The 16,389-nt window shown below is 63.7% G+C and carries 15 protein-coding genes; 8 read left to right on the top strand and 7 right to left on the bottom strand.

The window, feature by feature from the left end; translation table 11 throughout:
- The first annotated feature begins 206 nt into the window (after positions 1-206).
- On the top strand, positions 207-509 hold the full coding sequence (locus ACXJL8_RS12560) for a hypothetical protein (RefSeq protein ID WP_456623822.1): 303 nt from the start codon (positions 207-209) through the stop codon (positions 507-509).
- 207 nt (positions 510-716) lie between these two features.
- Here ACXJL8_RS12560 and ACXJL8_RS12555 read toward each other — a convergent pair whose 3' ends face one another.
- The gene (locus tag ACXJL8_RS12555) at positions 717-1,139 is read right to left on the bottom strand and encodes a response regulator (RefSeq protein ID WP_456623821.1); all 423 of its coding nucleotides are present in this window, start codon (positions 1,137-1,139) and stop codon (positions 717-719) included.
- 305 nt (positions 1,140-1,444) lie between these two features.
- On the opposite strand from ACXJL8_RS12555, the gene ACXJL8_RS12550 reads away from it, so the two are divergent.
- The 3 genes from ACXJL8_RS12550 to ACXJL8_RS12540 all read left to right on the top strand — a co-directional run bounded on the left by ACXJL8_RS12550 (position 1,445) and on the right by ACXJL8_RS12540 (position 4,674).
- Entirely contained in the window at positions 1,445-1,630 is a 186-nt protein-coding gene (locus ACXJL8_RS12550) for a hypothetical protein (RefSeq protein WP_456623820.1), read from the top strand.
- 259 nt (positions 1,631-1,889) lie between these two features.
- Entirely contained in the window at positions 1,890-3,179 is a 1,290-nt protein-coding gene (locus ACXJL8_RS12545) for an NRAMP family divalent metal transporter (RefSeq protein ID WP_456623819.1), read from the top strand.
- Between the two features lie 280 nt (positions 3,180-3,459).
- Positions 3,460-4,674 (top strand): mandelate racemase/muconate lactonizing enzyme family protein, encoded by a 1,215-nt coding sequence (locus ACXJL8_RS12540; RefSeq protein WP_456623818.1) that lies wholly within the window; start codon positions 3,460-3,462, stop codon positions 4,672-4,674.
- Between the two features lie 6 nt (positions 4,675-4,680).
- Here the strand turns inward: ACXJL8_RS12540 and ACXJL8_RS12535 are convergent, their stop codons facing one another.
- The 4 genes from ACXJL8_RS12535 to rocF form a co-directional block, all read right to left on the bottom strand.
- On the bottom strand, positions 4,681-4,965 hold the full coding sequence (locus ACXJL8_RS12535; protein WP_456685057.1) for a hypothetical protein: 285 nt from the start codon (positions 4,963-4,965) through the stop codon (positions 4,681-4,683).
- A gap of 115 nt (positions 4,966-5,080) precedes the next feature.
- On the bottom strand, positions 5,081-5,623 hold the full coding sequence (locus tag ACXJL8_RS12530; RefSeq protein ID WP_456623816.1) for a c-type cytochrome: 543 nt from the start codon (positions 5,621-5,623) through the stop codon (positions 5,081-5,083).
- Positions 5,610-6,881: a sulfite dehydrogenase gene (gene soxC / locus ACXJL8_RS12525; protein ID WP_456623815.1), complete on the bottom strand. Its 1,272-nt coding sequence runs from the start codon at positions 6,879-6,881 to the stop codon at positions 5,610-5,612. Before soxC ends, ACXJL8_RS12530 begins: the two co-directional genes overlap by 14 nt.
- A 164-nt stretch (positions 6,882-7,045) precedes the next feature.
- Positions 7,046-8,023, bottom strand: a complete 978-nt coding sequence (rocF, locus tag ACXJL8_RS12520; RefSeq protein ID WP_456623814.1) for an arginase — start codon at positions 8,021-8,023, stop codon at positions 7,046-7,048.
- Positions 8,024-8,292: 269 nt separating this feature from the next.
- Between rocF and ACXJL8_RS12515 the strand changes: the two genes are divergently transcribed.
- Positions 8,293-8,553 (top strand): hypothetical protein, encoded by a 261-nt coding sequence (locus tag ACXJL8_RS12515; protein WP_456623813.1) that lies wholly within the window; start codon positions 8,293-8,295, stop codon positions 8,551-8,553.
- A gap of 27 nt (positions 8,554-8,580) precedes the next feature.
- On the opposite strand, the gene ACXJL8_RS12510 is transcribed toward ACXJL8_RS12515, so the two are convergent.
- The gene (locus tag ACXJL8_RS12510) at positions 8,581-11,322 is read right to left on the bottom strand and encodes an EAL domain-containing protein (protein WP_456623812.1); all 2,742 of its coding nucleotides are present in this window, start codon (positions 11,320-11,322) and stop codon (positions 8,581-8,583) included.
- Between the two features lie 62 nt (positions 11,323-11,384).
- Positions 11,385-12,602 carry a FecR family protein gene (locus ACXJL8_RS12505; RefSeq protein WP_456623811.1) on the bottom strand — a complete coding sequence of 406 codons (1,218 nt, stop codon included), beginning with the start codon at positions 12,600-12,602 and terminating at the stop codon, positions 11,385-11,387.
- A 130-nt stretch (positions 12,603-12,732) separates the two neighbouring features.
- Between ACXJL8_RS12505 and ACXJL8_RS12500 the strand changes: the two genes are divergently transcribed.
- The 3 genes from ACXJL8_RS12500 to ACXJL8_RS12490 all read left to right on the top strand — a co-directional run bounded on the left by ACXJL8_RS12500 (position 12,733) and on the right by ACXJL8_RS12490 (position 16,232).
- A complete protein-coding gene (locus ACXJL8_RS12500; protein ID WP_456623810.1) occupies positions 12,733-14,529 on the top strand; it encodes a ShlB/FhaC/HecB family hemolysin secretion/activation protein in 1,797 nt (598 codons plus the stop codon).
- Between the two features lie 150 nt (positions 14,530-14,679).
- Positions 14,680-15,510 (top strand): alpha/beta fold hydrolase, encoded by an 831-nt coding sequence (locus ACXJL8_RS12495; RefSeq protein WP_456623809.1) that lies wholly within the window; start codon positions 14,680-14,682, stop codon positions 15,508-15,510.
- Positions 15,511-15,920: 410 nt separating this feature from the next.
- Entirely contained in the window at positions 15,921-16,232 is a 312-nt protein-coding gene (locus ACXJL8_RS12490) for a c-type cytochrome (protein WP_456623808.1), read from the top strand.
- Positions 16,233-16,389: the final 157 nt, after the last annotated feature.

Raw genomic sequence — 16,389 nt, 5'->3', positions numbered from 1 at the left:
TGGGTCAATCGCGTCACTTTGGCCGCGTGCCGTTCTCTTCCGGTCGATCCCTGTGAACGGACATCGTCGGCCGCTCCGGCATGTCTCACACGGGCCAACAGCGGATGCTCGGGAGTTTAGGCTGTCGCCAAATCGCGCCTGCTTAGGTACGTTTCCGGCGCAATTTCGTCCGCTGGTTGCGTGGATGATTGATCCGATATAGATTTATGCTTGATTTTGAGTTTTTGCTTTTTGTCTATCCATTTTCCCCTGACCGGATAGCGGTAATGATTTACCAAAAGGTCGACAGAATTGTTGTCGGTACCCGCTTTAAGATGAGTGAGGTTGGAGCCGCTCGATGCCAAGAGCTGGCTGACCGGAGTGGCATAGTCATCGACGTGAGCCCTCGTACCACGGGCATCACCGTGCTGTTCGACGGCGCCCGAAGACCAACCTGCCTGCACAGAGACTTCATATCGCCCATCTCGGATGGGGAGATCGTCGCACCTTCAATCGCTTCAGACCAATGAGGGTCCATGAAGTCTTTAAGACCACGCGAATGGTCCAAGCAGGAGGCGCAGCGATTGACGGCTCTCGCGCGTCAGAAAACCTGCGCCGGAGACATAGCCCGTGAGCTTGATCGCCATGTCACTTCAGTAAGAAAGAAGGCACGCGAACTCGGCTTGCTCCTCCCGAAGCGGGCCGACGTCTCGCAGCTACGTGGGAAGTGAAATTATTCAATGTGGCGCATCGCGCGCCACCGCCGCCTCCGCTGCGGTGTTGGGCGGTGCCGCGTTGAGCAGCTGGGACACGGCGGTGACGAGCTGCGCCGGCGCGAACGGCTTGTTGAGGAGGACGCTGTTGGGCACGCCCCTGGAGGCCCATTCGTCGGCCGCAGCACCGGTCATGTAGACCACGGGAATGTTGGCGTTGATCTCGCGCGCCGCGCGGGCGACATCCCAGCCGTGGAGCTTGCCGCCCAGATGGATGTCGGTGACCAGCGCGCGATAGCGGGCGGCGTCGGCCTTCAGCAGGTCGATTGCTTCTTCGCCGGTGGCTGCGGTGGCCGTTTCGAAACCGCCCTCGGTCAACGCCTCTTCAACCATGCCCTGCACGAGCTGGTCATCTTCCGAGACCAGGACCACCGGTAAACCTTGCACGTTCGACTCCCTTGCCACCGCCGCGCCATTGCAAGCCCGTGGACTACGCCGCGGCAGGAACCTTGGTTCCCGGCGAATGTGTAAAAGTGAACGCACGGCCGCAACCCAATGCGCCCCACAGGCGCGTCGTGACTCCGACCCGTCGAACTTTATCTAAAATGCAGCGAACCATTTTTGGCGGAATGAAATCTCCGCGCCCCATGCTGGCCGCGTGTCCCGGTTTGCCCGACGCATCAGCTGTCGCATTGGCGGCGGCGTTTCGGGAGGCAAGGACGCCTTTGGCAAACCCTCAAGGAGAGATCGCCGTGTATTACGTCGCCGCCGCATTGCTGGTGCTGTCGGGACTGTTCTACTCCGCGAGCCATCACGAGCTCGGTCAGTTCGGCACGAACATGTGCAGCTATGGCAGCGCATTCTGCGACAGCCCCATCATCGTGTTCACCGGCGCGGCGCTCGCCGCGGCCTGGGGCATGTTCGTCAGCGTCAAATAGAGCGGCCCCCTGCTGGCGCCGGAATCACAAAGCCCGCGGCCGGTGGCGGCGCGGGCTCGACGGTTGTTGCGATGATGCACTTCTACAGGTGTTTTGCCCGACGGGTCAATCCGAATTCGCCTAATCGGAAATGCGCCGGCGGGCCGCATCGCAGCCTCCGTCGCGCCACAGGAACCTTTGTTTCCTGGCCGCATTTGCCTTAAGACTTCGCCATTCCGGAAAAGCCGGCGCGCCGACCGCATCGAGACGTCCCCATTTCATGAACGACAGCGCCCTCGCCCCCGCCAAATCCGTGCCGACGCTGCTGCGACGGCTGGGGCCGGGCCTCATCACCGGCGCGGCCGACGACGATCCGTCGGGCATCGCCACCTATTCGCAGGCCGGCGCGCAATTCGGCTACGGGCTGCTCTGGACGGTGTTTCTGACCACGCCGTTCATGATCGCCATTCAGCTCGTCAGCGCACGGATCGGCCGGGTCACCGGCAAGGGGCTCGCCGCCAACGTCATGAAGCTCGCCCCGCGTTGGGTGGTGCTGGGGCTGGTGGGGCTTCTCGTCACTGCGAACACCTTCAACATCGCCGCCGACATCGCGGCGATGGCGGAGGCGCTCTCGCTGGTCATCGGCGGGCTCAACCACGAGCATGCGCTGATCTTCGCGGCGGGCTCGACCCTGCTTCAGGTCTTCCTGCCCTACCGCCGCTACGCGCCGGTGCTGAAATTCCTGACGCTGACGCTGTTCGCCTATGTCGCGACCGCCTTCACCGTGAAGATCCCGTGGAGCACGGCGCTGCTCGCAGCGGTATGGCCCGAGGCAAATGTCAGCGCCGACTATTTCATGATGGTCGTCGCCGTGCTCGGCACCACCATCAGCCCTTATCTGTTCTTCTGGCAGGCCTCGCAAGAGGTCGAGGAGATGAACCAGGGCAAGCGCGACCGGCCGCTGCGCGAGTTGTCGCGGCGCGGCGGCGACCCCGAGCTCGCGCGCATCAAGGCCGACACCACCGCCGGCATGCTGCTCTCCAACGGCATCGCCTTCTTCATCATCCTGACCACGGCGTCAGTGCTGAACGCCAACGGCGTCACCAGGATCAATTCGGCGACCGAAGCCGCCGAAGCGCTGCGGCCACTTGCCGGCGACTTCACCTTCGCGCTGTTCGCGCTCGGCATCATTGGCACGGGCCTGTTGGCAATCCCGGTGCTGGCGGGCTCGGCCGCCTATGGCGTTGCGGAGATCTTCGGCTGGCGCGCCACGCTGGAGGCCAGACCTGAGAAGGCGGTCGGCTTCTACACCATCATCGCGGCCGCGACCATCATCGGCTTCGGCCTCGGCTTCACCGGGATCGATTCGATTCACATGCTGGTGTGGAGCGCCGTGCTCAACGGCATCGTCGCCGTCCCGATCATGGCGATGATGATGCTGATCGTCTCGAACCACGCGATCATGGGCCGCTTCAAGGCCCGCTCATGGCTGGTCGCGCTGGGCTGGCTCGGCACCGCGCTGATGGCGCTGGCCGTGCTCGCGCTGCTCGGCTCGTCCGTGATCGGCTGAGGCGTTAGACCGGCGACAGTGCCGCGGAGATCTGCGAGGCAATGATGAAGGCCGCAAACACGGCCGGCACGCTGATGAGCCGCAAGAACTGATCTACCGAAAGCATCGCTGTCGTCCCCCAAAGACAAACCGCAAAGACAATCCTCGAAGCACCCCGCGCCTACTTCACACCTTGACCCCTTGTCGACCTGCTCGTTAGCTTAACAGTTGCGGCCGGGGCCGGGCTTGCGGACCCGGACCACAAGAAAAAACAACGCCCGGCCGGGCGACAGGGAGCGACATGACAAATTCATCAAGAGCAACAAGCCTCGAAATCCTCGCCTGCGATGCCGGGTGGAGAAACTACCATTTCGTCAAGCTGACGACGGAAGACGGCATCGTCGGATGGAGCGAGTTCGACGAAGGCTTTGGTTCGCCCGGCGTCGGCGCCGCGATACAGCGCCTGTCCGCCCGCGTTATCGGGCAGAACGTCTTCCAGCACGAACGCATTTACGCCGAACTGTTCGCGGCCACGCGTCCAGCCGCCGGCGGCGTCGTRGCGCAGGCGCTCGGCGCGATCGAGAATGCGTTGGTCGATGCCAAGGCGAAGTGCCTTGGCGTCCCCTGCTACGAGCTCCTTGGCGGCAAGATCCGCGACCGCGTCCGGGTCTACTGGTCGCACTGCGCCACCTGGCGGATCAATCATCCGTCCTGGTACAAGCCGCCGATCGAAAGCCTCGATGGCGTCAAGGCCATGGGGCGCGAGGTGCGCGAGAAGAAGTTTTCGGCGCTGAAGACCAACATCTTCTCCTATGACGATGGCAAGCCGACCGGCTGGCGGCCCGGCTTCGGCTCACCCTTCGTCCCCGAGATCAACGTCGACCGCAAGATTCTGCACGACCTGCACATGCATCTGGAGGCGATCCGCGACGGCGCAGGACCCGACGTCGACATCATGCTCGACTGCAACTTCAACGCCAAGACCGAAGGCTACCTGAAGATCCTGCGAACCATCGCCGACCTCGACATGTTCTGGGTCGAGATCGACAGCTTCAATCCCGAAGCACTCGGCTACATCCGAAGGCAGAGCCCGCACCCGATCTCGTCCTGCGAGACGCTACTGGGCTTGCGTGAGTTCCTGCCCTATTTTCGCGAACAGGCGATGGACGTCGCGATCATCGACACGCCTTGGAACGGCGTTTGGCAATCGATGAAGATTGCCGCTGCCGCGGAAGCCTTCGAGGTCAACGTCGCGCCGCACAATTTCTACGGCCACCTCTGCTCGATGATGAACGCGCATTTCTGCGCCGCCGTGCCGAACCTTCGCATCATGGAGATTGACATCGATCGCCTCGCCTGGGACCGCGAGCTGTTCACACATGAGCCGGAGATCCAGAATGGGCATCTGGTCATTCCGGATCGCCCCGGCTGGGGCACAGAGCCGAACGAGGAAGCGCTGCGCGCGCATCCGCCGAAGACAAGCGGCGGACTTCTCAACTACGGCCGCAAGAGTTGACGCGGACTACGGCGTTACCGGATTGACGGTCGGGGACGTTTTCGGCCCCGGTCGCTCCGGCTCGACCGGCGATTTAGGCTCGGTGGGAAGCACCTTCGCGCCTACGGCGTGCGCGGCCTCGCCCGTCGTCGCATACATCGCGACATGAGCCGGCTGAGTCTTGGCGCGGTTCCAGGGGCCGTGGTCGACGATCAGCATCGCAGCAATCGTCAAGGCAGCAACAATCATCGCGATCACGCCGGGATGACGAAGCGCCGTGGAGATGGAGTTTGCAAAGCGATCAGTTGCCATCGAAGGATCCGCACTTTTTTCCTCTCGCAGGTTAATTCATTTGCGTCCCGCGAGTTCCRCCTCTTGCTGAAGCAAGTTCCGAGCCAAGTGCGGGGAACTCGATTGCTGTTGCCGTTCACTTTCTCACGTCCGGGCGCGCGTCGCCGACAAACCGATCACGGTTCGGCATTTTGATGGCCGCAAGCGATTTTGCATCGAGCGTCGCGTCCGCTCCCACCAACCCGTTCAGGTTCAGGATGTAGGCGGACACCGCATAAACGTCGTCGTCGCTCAGCGACTGCGGCGCGTTCTGCGGCATGGCTCGTCGGATGTAGTCGAACAGCGTCGTCGCATAGGGCCAAAAGCTGCCGACAGTGCGGATCGGCCTGGCCGTCCCGATCGTGCCTTGCCCGCCGGCAAGCCGGTCACCCAAACCACCCTCGCCCTTCTCGCCATGGCAAGAGGCACATTGCTGGGCGAACACATCGCGTCCGTGGCCAACCGAACCGCTCCCCTGCGGCAGATTGCTGCCGTCGCGTCCGATATCGATGTTCCAGCCGGCGATCTCGGCCGAAGTTGCCGGCCGTCCGATGCCGTAGGGACTTTGCGCCAGCGCAGCACCGGCCCCCGCACACAGAACGGTTGCGAATGCGATACCGCAAATCTCACGCAAGCGCATTGGTCACCTCGCCGTCAGCCGCGATGCGCCAGGGCCAGATCGCATTGTTGTGGTAGAAATAATTCTCGCCGCGCACCGCGAGCAACTCGGCGAGCGTCGGCTGCATATAGCCGGTCTCGTCGATGGCGCGACTCTGGATCACGGCGGGCTTGCCGTCCCATCGCCACGGCAGGCGAAAGCGTGTCAAGGCACGCGTCAGCACCGGCTCCTGCAATCGCGTCTCCTGCCAGCTCTTGCCGTCATCGACCGACACTTCGACGCGCGCGATCTTGCCATGCCCGCTCCAGGCGATGCCGGTGATCTCGTGGAAACCGGGCGCGCTCAGACTCTGACCGCCAGAGGGACGCGTGATGATCGACTTCGCTTCCATGTAGAAGGAAAATTCGCGCGCCGTGCCATCCGGTAGGAGATCGGTATATTTCGAGGTTTCCTCGCGTGAATAGACGGGCTCCGCGGTCACGTGCAGACGCCGCAGCCACTTCACGCTCATATTGCCTTCGAAGCCCGGCAGGAACAGCCGCAGCGGATAGCCCTGCTGAGGACGCAGTCGCTCGCCGTTCTGGCTGTAGACCAGCATGGCGTCCTCCAGACATTTCTCAATCGGGATGCTGCGCGTCAACGCGGCAGCGTCGGCGCCTTCCGCGACCACCCATTTTGCTCCGGGCTTCAAGCCGGCCTCCTGAAGCACGAGCTTCAGACTGACGCCGGTCCATTCCGCACAACTCAGCAGCCCCACGAGGTCCGATGCCGTCTTGCCGTAAGGCTTGCTGTAACCGGGATTGCCCGAACATTCGAGAAAATGGATCCGCGACTCCGACGGAAAACGCCGCAAATCGTCCAGCGAGAAAATCAGAGGACGCTCGACGAGGCCATGAAGCATCAGCCGGTGCTGCGCCGGATCGATGGTCGGAACGCCGCCGTGATGCCGTTCGTAGAACAACCCGTTCGGCGTGATGATGCCATCGAGCTCCTGCAACGGCGTCCGGCCCGAGGCGGAAATATACTGCTTGAGAGTTTTCGAGATGTTCTTGACGACGCCCTTCTCGAACGGCGAGGGCGCGCCATAAGGCTGGCTTCCCGTCGGCTCGCCCGGCGCCTTCATCCATTCGGGAATGTTGGGCGGAAGGTTGTCCGTCTCAGCGGCGGCCGATGCACCTGCGCTCAAAACCACCCCGCCCGCGGCTGCGGCGCCATTGCGCAGAAACCGACGGCGCGTAGTCGTCATGGAATCATCGTCAGAGTTCGTCGTGCTGCTCATTGCGGGCCCTCGGCTGGCGCTGAGCCCGCATGAAACCTTCCGCGACGCGCATTTGCAATTCGCACCTCTTTCAAAAGCAGGCGATTCCGATCAAGACTGATCTAAATCCGCCTGCCGCGAGAGCAGTTTCTTTCTTTGCAGCGCACAAAATCCGCGTGCCCGATTCACTCGCCCAGCGCGATCGCGTTGCTGGGCGTGGGCCGGTCGGCGATCTGCTGGCCGAACAGGCTGCCGATCAGCTCGACCGCAGTGCGCGCGGTCCGGCCGCGTTCGTCCAGGAACGGATTGAGCTCGACAATGTCGACCGATCCCACCAGCCCGGAATCGTGCAAGAGCTCCATAATCAGGTGCGCCTCGCGATAGGTCGCTCCGCCCGGCACCGTCGTGCCGACGCCCGGCGCGACGCAGGGATCGAGGAAATCGACGTCGAAGCTGACATGTAGCACTCCGTCGCTCGCCCTGACCCGCTCGATGACGCGCCGGATCAGTACGGCAACACCGAACTCGTCGATCTGGCGCATGTCCGCAACCCTGATCTGGCGGGCGCGCATCAAGTCCTTTTCGAGCTTGTCGATCGAGCGTATGCCGAACAGATCGAGCCGGTCGGGCTCGATCGAGGCACGGGGGTCATCGCCCAGCAAGCCGTCGAGGCCCGGCTCGCCGCACAGGAACGCCGCCGACATGCCGTGCATGTTGGCGGTGATCGTCGTCTCCGGTGTGTTGTAATCGGCATGCGCGTCCAGCCAGAGCACGAACAGCTCGCGTCGGCGCTCCTGCCAATGGCGCGCCATCGCATTGACCGAACCCATCGACAGCGTGTGATCGCCGCCAAGAAAGATCGGGATCGCGCCGGTCTTGGCGATCTCATAGCCACGACGACTCAGGACGCGCGTCCAGCGCTGGATTTCCCGGTAGTGATTGGCCTTGTCGGGCGGTCTGTCGGCCAGGTCCTTGACCTCGGCGACGGAGAGATCGCCGTAGTCGGCGACCTCGAAGTCCAGGCTCTCGAGCAGCGTCGCAAGGCCGGCGGTACGCAGCGCCGCCGGGCCCATCAGGGTACCGCGCTGCGAGGCCCCCATATCGATGGGAGCGCCGAGCAAGGCGATGCGCCGGGCTCGATCCGGCATGGTCCGATCGGTCACGGCAGTCTCCTGACATCCACAAGGTCGTGCCAGACTAACAGAGATTCGTAGCCGTCGTTTCACCGGTATTTCCCGGTGAAAAAGACCGCGCGAGACCCGTCCCGGAACAAAATCCCTCGCGCCGCATTTTCACTGCAAGGCCGGCACCCGCCGTACATCACGGCGCCTGTCGCGGATAGCCAAAGGTCTTCGGACCCGCTAACAAGCGCTCGCGCGGATAGCCAAAGGTGCCGGCCTCATTCACTTCGTCAGGAGCGGAGTTCACGAACTTGAACACGGAAATTCCGCAGTCCACGTCCCAGCCCGGAATGGCCGAGCGCGCCATCGACGCCGCGACAGACGTCTCCCATACGATCGGTGAGGTCGCGGGAGGCTTGCACGCCGCCGTCGACCGCTTGACGTCTGTCATCGACGAAGCTCGAAAGCCGGGTAAACCGCTCGCGACGGTCGCCGCAATCACACGCGAAGCGCCGCTCGCCAGTCTGTTCGTCGCGTTCCTGTTCGGCGTTGCCATCGCCCGCCGGCGTTAGCGATCTAAGCCGGCGTGATCGAGTCTGCTAGGCAGCGGTGACGGACTCGGGCTGCGTCAGGAACTGACGTTCGAAGGCATCCGCAGGCATCGGTCGACCGAAGAAATAACCCTGCCCCTCCTCGCATCCCATGCTGACCAGGAAGTCGGCCGTAGCACGGTTCTCGATACCCTCGGCCACGACGGTGAGCCCGAGCTGCTTGCTGAGGCCGATGGTCGAGCCGACGATCGCAGCGTCGTCGGAATCGGCGAGCAGGTCGAACACGAACGACCTGTCGATCTTGAGCCCGTCGAGCGGGAATTTCTTCAGATAGCTCAGGCTGGCGTAGCCCGTGCCGAAATCGTCGAACAGGACGCGGACGCCGAGCTCCTGGATCCGCTTGAACATGTCGAGCACGCGACTTTCGTCGTGCAGCAGGATGTCCTCGGTGACTTCGAGTTCCAGCAGCGACGGCGTGAGCCCGGTCGCCTCGAGCAATGCCGCAACTGCCTGCGCGAGATCGCCGGAGTGGAGCTGCGAGGGTGACAGGTTGATCGCCACGCGCACGCTGTTGCCGGACCGCTCCCAAATCCGCGCCTGCCGGCAGGCGGTCTCCATCACCCAGTTCGCGATGCGCTCGGACAGCGCCGAAGTATTGACGACCGGCATGAACTCTCCCGGCGATACATAGCCACGCGCAGGATGCTTCCAGCGGATGAGCGCCTCCGCCCCGACCAGACTCCCGTTGGTGAGGCGAACCTGAGGCTGATAGAACAGCTCGAACTCGCCGCGATCCGCGGCAAGCGCAAGCTCGCTCTCCAGCGTCAGCCTGCTCTCCAGCTCCTGCCTGATGTTGCTTTCGAAGATCACATGGCCGCCGCGCCGGGTCGCCTTCGCCCTAGAGAGCGCCAGGTGCCCGTTGCTGAGGAGATCGTCCGCGCCGTCCCCTCCTTCCGGATAGACCGCGACGCCGACGCTGATCCTGACACGGTGCTGTCTCGCACCTGTCGCGAGCGGCGCTTCGAATGCGCGCGCGACGCGCTCGGCGAACTCGGCAGCCGATTCGCTGTTCCCCGCGCAATCGACCGCGATGGCGAACTCGTCACCGCTGAGTCGAGCGACGATCGCCTCCGTTCCCGCCTCGGCCCGCAGGCGTGCGGCGACCGCCCGCAGCACGAGGTCGCCGGCCGAATGTCCGAGCATGTCGTTGATCCGCTGGAAGCCGTCGAGCCCGAGCACGAGCAGCGCGACCTCGGAAGACCGCCGTTCCGCCGCGGCGATCAGATCGGCGAGCCCCGCATGCAGCGTATTGCGGTTGGCAAGACCTGTCAGCGCGTCATATTCGGCAAGATATCTGACGCGCTCCGCCTCGCGCTTGCGCACGGAGATGTCGCGCAGGATCGCGCCATACTGAAAGCCATCCGTTCCCTGCCAGCCCGAGAAACTCGCCTCGACGGGAAAGGTTTCGCCGTTCTTGCGCCGGCCTTCGAACTCGACGACGACGGCTCCGCCGGGGACCAGCAGCGCCTGGCGTGCCGCGTCGCGTATGGCGAAGGGCCTCGCGCTGCCATCGGTCGGACTCGTGCAGAGGATTTCAAACGGACGCCCGATCATCTCGGCCGGCATGTAGCCGAAGATCGCGCTGGCCCCCGGATTCCACACCGTGATGCGATGATCCTCGTCGGTACAGACCAGGCCGTCGCCGAGCGACATCGCGATACGGTGAAAGCGGCTCTCGGCAATGCGCCCCAAGAGGCTGCGGAAATCGATCTCGTCGAGCGCAATCGCCGTCAGGTAAGCGACGATGGCGATATGGAATAGCGACGTGTCGACGACGAGCGGCCACCTTGCCTGCACCAGCGCTGCGACCAGTTCCACCACCGCCCCGGCGACAATGAGGATCGCGACGCGGAGACCCGGCGTGAGGCGGCGCCACGAAGACATCATCAGCAGGCAGATCAGGCCGAGGCCGAGCATCATGCCGACATCGGATGTCCAGCGCAGCGTCCGATGCTGGAGAATCGATTCCGCCGCAAGCGCCTGAAGGACAGGCCCCGAGACAATGCCGCCATTAGGCACGCTGAACCTGTCGCCGAGCTCGAGCGCGGTGGCTCCGACGATGATCTTCTTGCCCTTCAGCGCGGCCAGGGCCGTGGCATCGCCACGCAACACGTCGGCATAGGAGACGCGCGGAATGGAGGCCGCGCGGATGCTGAAGTCGATCAGGAAAGGCGGTCGCTGATTGGCGTCTTGTCCGGCCAGCACGACGGCCATCGACGGCATCAAGGCGTCGCCGAGCTTTTCGCCGAACGGATAGCGCCGGACGAGTCCGTCGGATTCGACCGCTACATTGACGACGGCCGGCCAAGACTGATTACCGAAAGACTTCAATGGGCGGTTGATGTGAGCCGCGCCACCGTTCGGCCCCGGCTGCTTGAAAGACGGCAGGACCGTCGAGCCGCCAACGTCCCGAAGCGCCTTGACGAAGGCCTCGTCGGATGCCGGATCCGACGGCGTGCTGAAATCGACGTCGAAGGCTATGTCCTGCACGCCGGCGCTTTCGAGCCGTTGCAATAGTTCGGCATGGAGCCGGCGCGGCCACGGCCACACCCCGATCCGGTCGATCGAGGGTGCGTCGATGGCCACCACGGCGATGCCGCCGCTAGCCGCACGCGATTGCCAGGCGAACCGCAGATCGGTGAGCGCATTGCGCAGCGAAGCATGCCATCCCGTCGACAGCACGATCGCCAGCGCGATCACAACCAGAATATGCGGCCGATAACGTTTCACCTTGCTCCCCTGCACAGGCGGCGGATGCCGCGGAGTGCTCCCCTTATGTCGACGGCGCGGTCCTAGCGATGGCCTCTGCCCCACCACCAACCGTAGTGATGACCACGATTGCCACCATTTCCGTTGTTGTCGTTGCCGTTGTTGCCAGTATTGCCGGTACCGTTACCTCCATTGCCGGTGGCGCCGGTCCCGCTGCTTCCGGTCGCCGGGCTTCCGCCCGACACATCGCTGGTCGAGCCGGAAGTCGCAACGGTGGTCGTGCTTGACGACGACGTCGCTGTGCTGGTCGCGGGCGCGCTGCTGCTCACGGTGACTGCCGTTACGTTGGAGCTGTTGGCAGTCGTTGTCGTGCTTGCCTTCGCGTCGCTCCACACCGTATCGGTGGCGGCGCTGGCGTTCGCGTTGCGGACCCGTCCCGGCGCGACGGCACCGTGCGCCAGCCCGTGTGTGACCTTGTGGAAGTTCAATTTGACCTCGCCGAGCGAGCTCGATATGCGCACGACACCGGTCTTGGGCGCCTGGGCTCCGCTCGCCTGATGCGACTGCGCCGGCGCACCGGCCGCCTTGGACCCCTTGTCGATCGGGCCAAGCGCATGGATCGCATGGCCGGTCGCCGCATTGCGCGGAGCCGACAGGCCAGATTTCGGCACGGGAATCCGCTCGATCGTCGAGGCGCGCGGCTTGCCTTGCTCGATCGGATTGAAGCTCCGGGCACCGCTCAGGCTGAGACCGGGCTTGCCGTGCTCGAAGGCGGTGGCCGCTTGTCCCGGCATGACCTGTGCGATCTGGCCCGTCTTGAAGTCGGAGACTTCCACCTGGCCGCGGATCACGCCGACCTTGGTGCTGCCCGCATTCACGGTGACGCTGAACTGCGTTCCCTTGACCACGGCGGCGAGATAGGGCGTCTCGACCTCGAAATGCTTGACGTTGCGCTTCTCGACCTCGAGCAGGATCGAACCCGCTCGCTGGATGATGGTGGTCGAGAGCCCCTCCTTCTTCTCGGCCGGCAAGCCGACCACCGAGTTGGGAGAGATCAGTATCGTTTCCTCGCCGCGGACAAGCAGCACGCGGCCGTTTCGTCCGGTGCGTATGGTATCGCCAGACTTGAGCGTCCCGTCCTCAGTCAACGACACTTGCTGCGCGCCGTTGGCCGCAACCCAGACCTCGCCCGAGGACTTGCTGACCGACCAGACGCCATCCTCCGCAGCGGATGCACCGGAAGCCGTTCCCAGGATCAGCGCCGCCATCAAGGCGCGCCGCAGGCCAATTCTTCCGAACATGACGATCCTCAGTCTGCGTTACAGCGAGACCTGGGGCGTAACTGAAATGACTCAACATAGAATTAGCCGGAACCGGTAAGTCCCGCTGTCGCATTAACCTTTCATTGACCATAAAAAACTATGAAAAATCATGCGGCTAACGAACCCTTACCGTCTCCGACGGACTTCTCCGTCGAACTACGGAGAGCGGCCTGCGCAAGGTCTGGCCGGATGGTATTTGGCTGCCGCCTGCGCGCTGCTGGCGCCAACGCTTGCGGGAATTCCGCAGGCACTCGCGCAGCAGGCGAACCAGCCTGGGTTCGATCCGCGTCAGCCCGAAAAATATTTTGAGAACCAGTCCGAGCAAGAATCGCTCAACCGGCCTCCGGTCAAGCTGCCATCGGTCGATCAACCCAACACCGGCGGTGACACCAAGCCGCAATTCGTGCTGCGCGGCGTCAGCGTCAGCGGCGCCCATGCCGTGTCCCGCGATCGCATCGCCGCACTCTATCAGACCTATCTCGGCAAGAAGGTCTCGCAGGCCGACCTAGCCGCGATCGCCGGCGCGATCAGCGAGCTCTACCGCGCCGAGGGATTCCATCTGAGCCGGGCTATCGTGCCGCCGCAGGACATCGCCGACGGCCGCGTCCATATCCGTGTCGTCGAAGGCGCCATCGTGCAGACCGAGCTGAAGGGTGACGGCGCTGAGCAGTTCGGCGTCCGGCCGATGCTCGGGCCCGTTCTGGCCGAGCAGCCGTCGCGCCTGGCAACGCTGGAACGCCAGCTCTTCCTCATCAACGGCAGGCCGGGCGTCCGGATCACCGATACCGCGCTGGAAGAGATCGGCGGCCCGACCGGCCGCTTTCGCCTCACCGTCTATCTGAAGACCTGGCACGTCTTCACCTCGTTCGGTCTGGACAATCTCGGATCATCGTCGGTCGGCCCGTGGCAGACCTACGCTACCGGCGCCTTCAACTCCTACCTCACACCGGGTGACACGCTGGCGGTCAACCTGTCGACCATTGCCAACGATCCGCGCGAGCTTGGCTTCGCGCGGTTGTCCTACGATGCGCCGGTCGGCGTCGACGGCGTGCGTCTGGGCGCTTCCGTCCTGTACAGTGCGGTCCGGCCGGGCGACGCCCGGCGTCTCGACAGCGACATCACCACGACCGAGGCCTTCGAGGTGCGGGCGAGCACTGTGCCCTTCATGTCGCAATGGTCGGCGCTGACGCTCACGCTGGCCGCAACCGCCAGCAACGTGTCGGAACACGATCTCTACGGTCCCTGGTACAATGACCACATCAGGACCGCGAGCCTGACCGCCGACTACCGGCTCCAGGATCGCTTCGGCGGCACCAACTTCGCGACGCTCACCTATCGCCAGGGCCTCGACGTCTTCGGCGCCTCGCAGTTCGACGACGATCTCCTGTCGCGCGAGGGCGCCTCCTCCAACTTCTCGGTGCTGAACCTCTGGTTCACGCGCTACCAGACGTTCAACGACGCCTGGTCGCTCAAGATCTCGGCTGCGAGCCAGACGGCGTCACGGCCGCTGTTCACCTCGCAGCAATTCTATCTCGGCGGCGCGGCCTTCGGCCGCGGCTATGGCGCGGCCGAGATCAGTGGCGACAACGGTCTTGCCGGCTCGCTCGAGCTGCGCTTCGACCAGAAGCTCAATTTCCGCTACTGGAGCGGTTATCAGCTCTACGCTTTCGGCGACGCCGGTGCGGTCTGGAACGACGGTTACCGCCTCAGCGATGGCCTGTCGCTCACGTCGGCCGGCGCCGGCGTGCGGCTCTTCCTGTGGGATGATCTCCAGGCCGATTTCGGCGTCGCCGTGCCCTTGAGCTACCGGGCCCCGGACAATGAGCGCCGCAGCCCACGCTTTCTGTTTACGCTCGCGAGCGCCTTCCGGCTCTGTCCCGAGCACGGCAAGGCCGGCTGCCTTTAGCCGCGAGCTGTTCGCGCAGCGCGTCCGCATGTGGCCCTTTTGGGACGCTCCTCACAGGTTTGCCGAAATTTAATCCATGCCGTGCTCACGGTCGCTCGATCTGCGGGGGCGCAATATCTATTTTCAGACGAAAGTGATCGGGACGGAACCATGAAGAGGGTGTTTGCAATTCTGGCTTTTCTCTGCGTCCTTGGGGTTGGCCAATATTTCGTCGTCAGCAAGTTCGCGATCCGCCATGACACGCAGACATGGTTTGACGCCTCGCGCCAGCGGCCGGTGGAGGTCGAGGTCGCGGTGCGGCGCGACTACGAGACCAAGGCCAATCTCGGCCTCTGGAAGCTTCCGCTCGCCATCATCAGCAACGGCAACACCGTCAAGGCCACCGAGTACTCCTTCCTCGCCAACGTGCTTGCCGCACGCGGCTATCTCGTTGCCAGCATCCAGCAGGACCTGCCGAGCGATCCGCCGCTGATGACCCATGTCGGCCAGCCCTATGTCGGCCGGCGCGAGGTCTACATTCGCTGCGAGGCGAACATCCTGTTCGTGCTCGGCGAACTGAAGAAGCGGCAGGAGAATGCCGATTACGACCACGTCACCCTCGTTGGTCATTCCAACGGCGGCGACGTCTCCATGTATGTCGCCCACCAGCATCCCGAACTGGTCTCCAAAGTGATCACGCTCGACAATCTGCGAGTGCCTTTCGTGCTCAGCGACAACATGAAGATCCTGTCGTTCCGCTCCAAGGATCCACATTTCATGACAGACCCCGGCGTGCTCCCGACGCCGGAAGAGGCCAAGGCGCGCGGCATCGATATCGTCCATACCGGCGCGCAGCATACGGAGATGAGCGATCGCGGTCCCGACTCGGTCAAGGAGAAGATCCAGGCCGCGCTCGACCGCTTCCTGCGCGACAGCGCCAGCAGCTCGCTCGCGCCGGCCGATACGAGAAGCCCGATGATCATGAACCCCGGCGACTACTGAGCATGATCCGGACCCGAAGGGCCGCGTCAGCGCAAGGTGCGAAGCGGTTTTCCCCAGCTACAAACGCGGAACGCGTTTGCGCGGAGATCATACTCAAACGACAACCTGAAGCGCGATGATGCCTTATCCTCCTCTCATCGCGCTTTAGCCGGGAGAGCCTTGCGGCAGATCAAGGCAGCTTCGACCCGGCTACGATACAAGGGGCCTCACACCCTCGGAGAGGCACGTGTCGCACTATTCCGAAAGCCTTGGCCCGCCCGCGACAAGGATACCGGGCCCCGTCCGTCATCTGTATCGCTCGGTCCGCCGGCTGCTGCGGGCGATCATCGCTCGCATCGATCTCTCGCAATTTCCGGGATCGTGCTGCGGGTGAGCAATGCGGCCGCAAGCGAATGCGTAAGGGCTACCTGATGCGCTTGAGACAAATTGGCCTGCTGCTTGTCGTGGCATCAAGCCTCGGCGCTTCGTCGGCATCCGCCGCCGACGCCAATCACGGCGCCGACCTCGCCAGGCGCTGGTGCGCAAGCTGCCACGTCGTGGCGGACGGCCAGACGCAGGCCAGCGCAGACGTGCCTTCCTTTGTGTCCGTCGCGCGCAGGCCGGAGTTCAGTCCGGAGAGGCTCGCCTTCTTCCTGCTCGACCCGCATCCGAAGATGCCGAACTTTCCCTTGAGCCGGACCGAAGCCAGCGACATTGCGGCCTATATCGGATCGCTGCGCTAAAGCATGATCGGGAAAAACAGCAGCCTGAAGCGCGATGATGTTTCATCCTCATCCTGTCACGCTCTAGGGTCTGTACTCAATAGGGATTCCATCTGAAATTAGTTTGTGATTCAAGCATCTCAGCGGAAGGGAGGCTTGAATGGCAAAGCAGGTCTAC

The sequence above is a fragment of the Bradyrhizobium sp. P5_C11_2 genome (assembly GCF_054049755.1).
The sequence above is the reverse complement of the archived record's forward strand: the minus strand, read 5'-3'. Positions and strand labels throughout refer to the sequence as shown.

Excerpts from the sequence above, each read along its gene's own strand:
- ACXJL8_RS12530 (WP_456623816.1), bottom strand. The coding sequence starts at position 5,623 with ATGCGCTTGCGTGAGATTTGCGGTATCGCATTCGCAACCGTTCTGTGT.
- soxC (WP_456623815.1), bottom strand. The coding sequence starts at position 6,881 with ATGAGCAGCACGACGAACTCTGACGATGATTCCATGACGACTACGCGC.
- ACXJL8_RS12535 (WP_456685057.1), bottom strand. The coding sequence starts at position 4,965 with ATGGCAACTGATCGCTTTGCAAACTCCATCTCCACGGCGCTTCGTCAT.
- ACXJL8_RS12545 (WP_456623819.1), top strand. The coding sequence starts at position 1,890 with ATGAACGACAGCGCCCTCGCCCCCGCCAAATCCGTGCCGACGCTGCTG.
- ACXJL8_RS12490 (WP_456623808.1), top strand. The coding sequence starts at position 15,921 with ATGCGCTTGAGACAAATTGGCCTGCTGCTTGTCGTGGCATCAAGCCTC.
- ACXJL8_RS12495 (WP_456623809.1), top strand. The coding sequence starts at position 14,680 with ATGAAGAGGGTGTTTGCAATTCTGGCTTTTCTCTGCGTCCTTGGGGTT.
- ACXJL8_RS12505 (WP_456623811.1), bottom strand. The coding sequence starts at position 12,602 with ATGTTCGGAAGAATTGGCCTGCGGCGCGCCTTGATGGCGGCGCTGATC.
- ACXJL8_RS12500 (WP_456623810.1), top strand. The coding sequence starts at position 12,733 with ATGCGGCTAACGAACCCTTACCGTCTCCGACGGACTTCTCCGTCGAAC.
- ACXJL8_RS12560 (WP_456623822.1), top strand. The coding sequence starts at position 207 with ATGCTTGATTTTGAGTTTTTGCTTTTTGTCTATCCATTTTCCCCTGAC.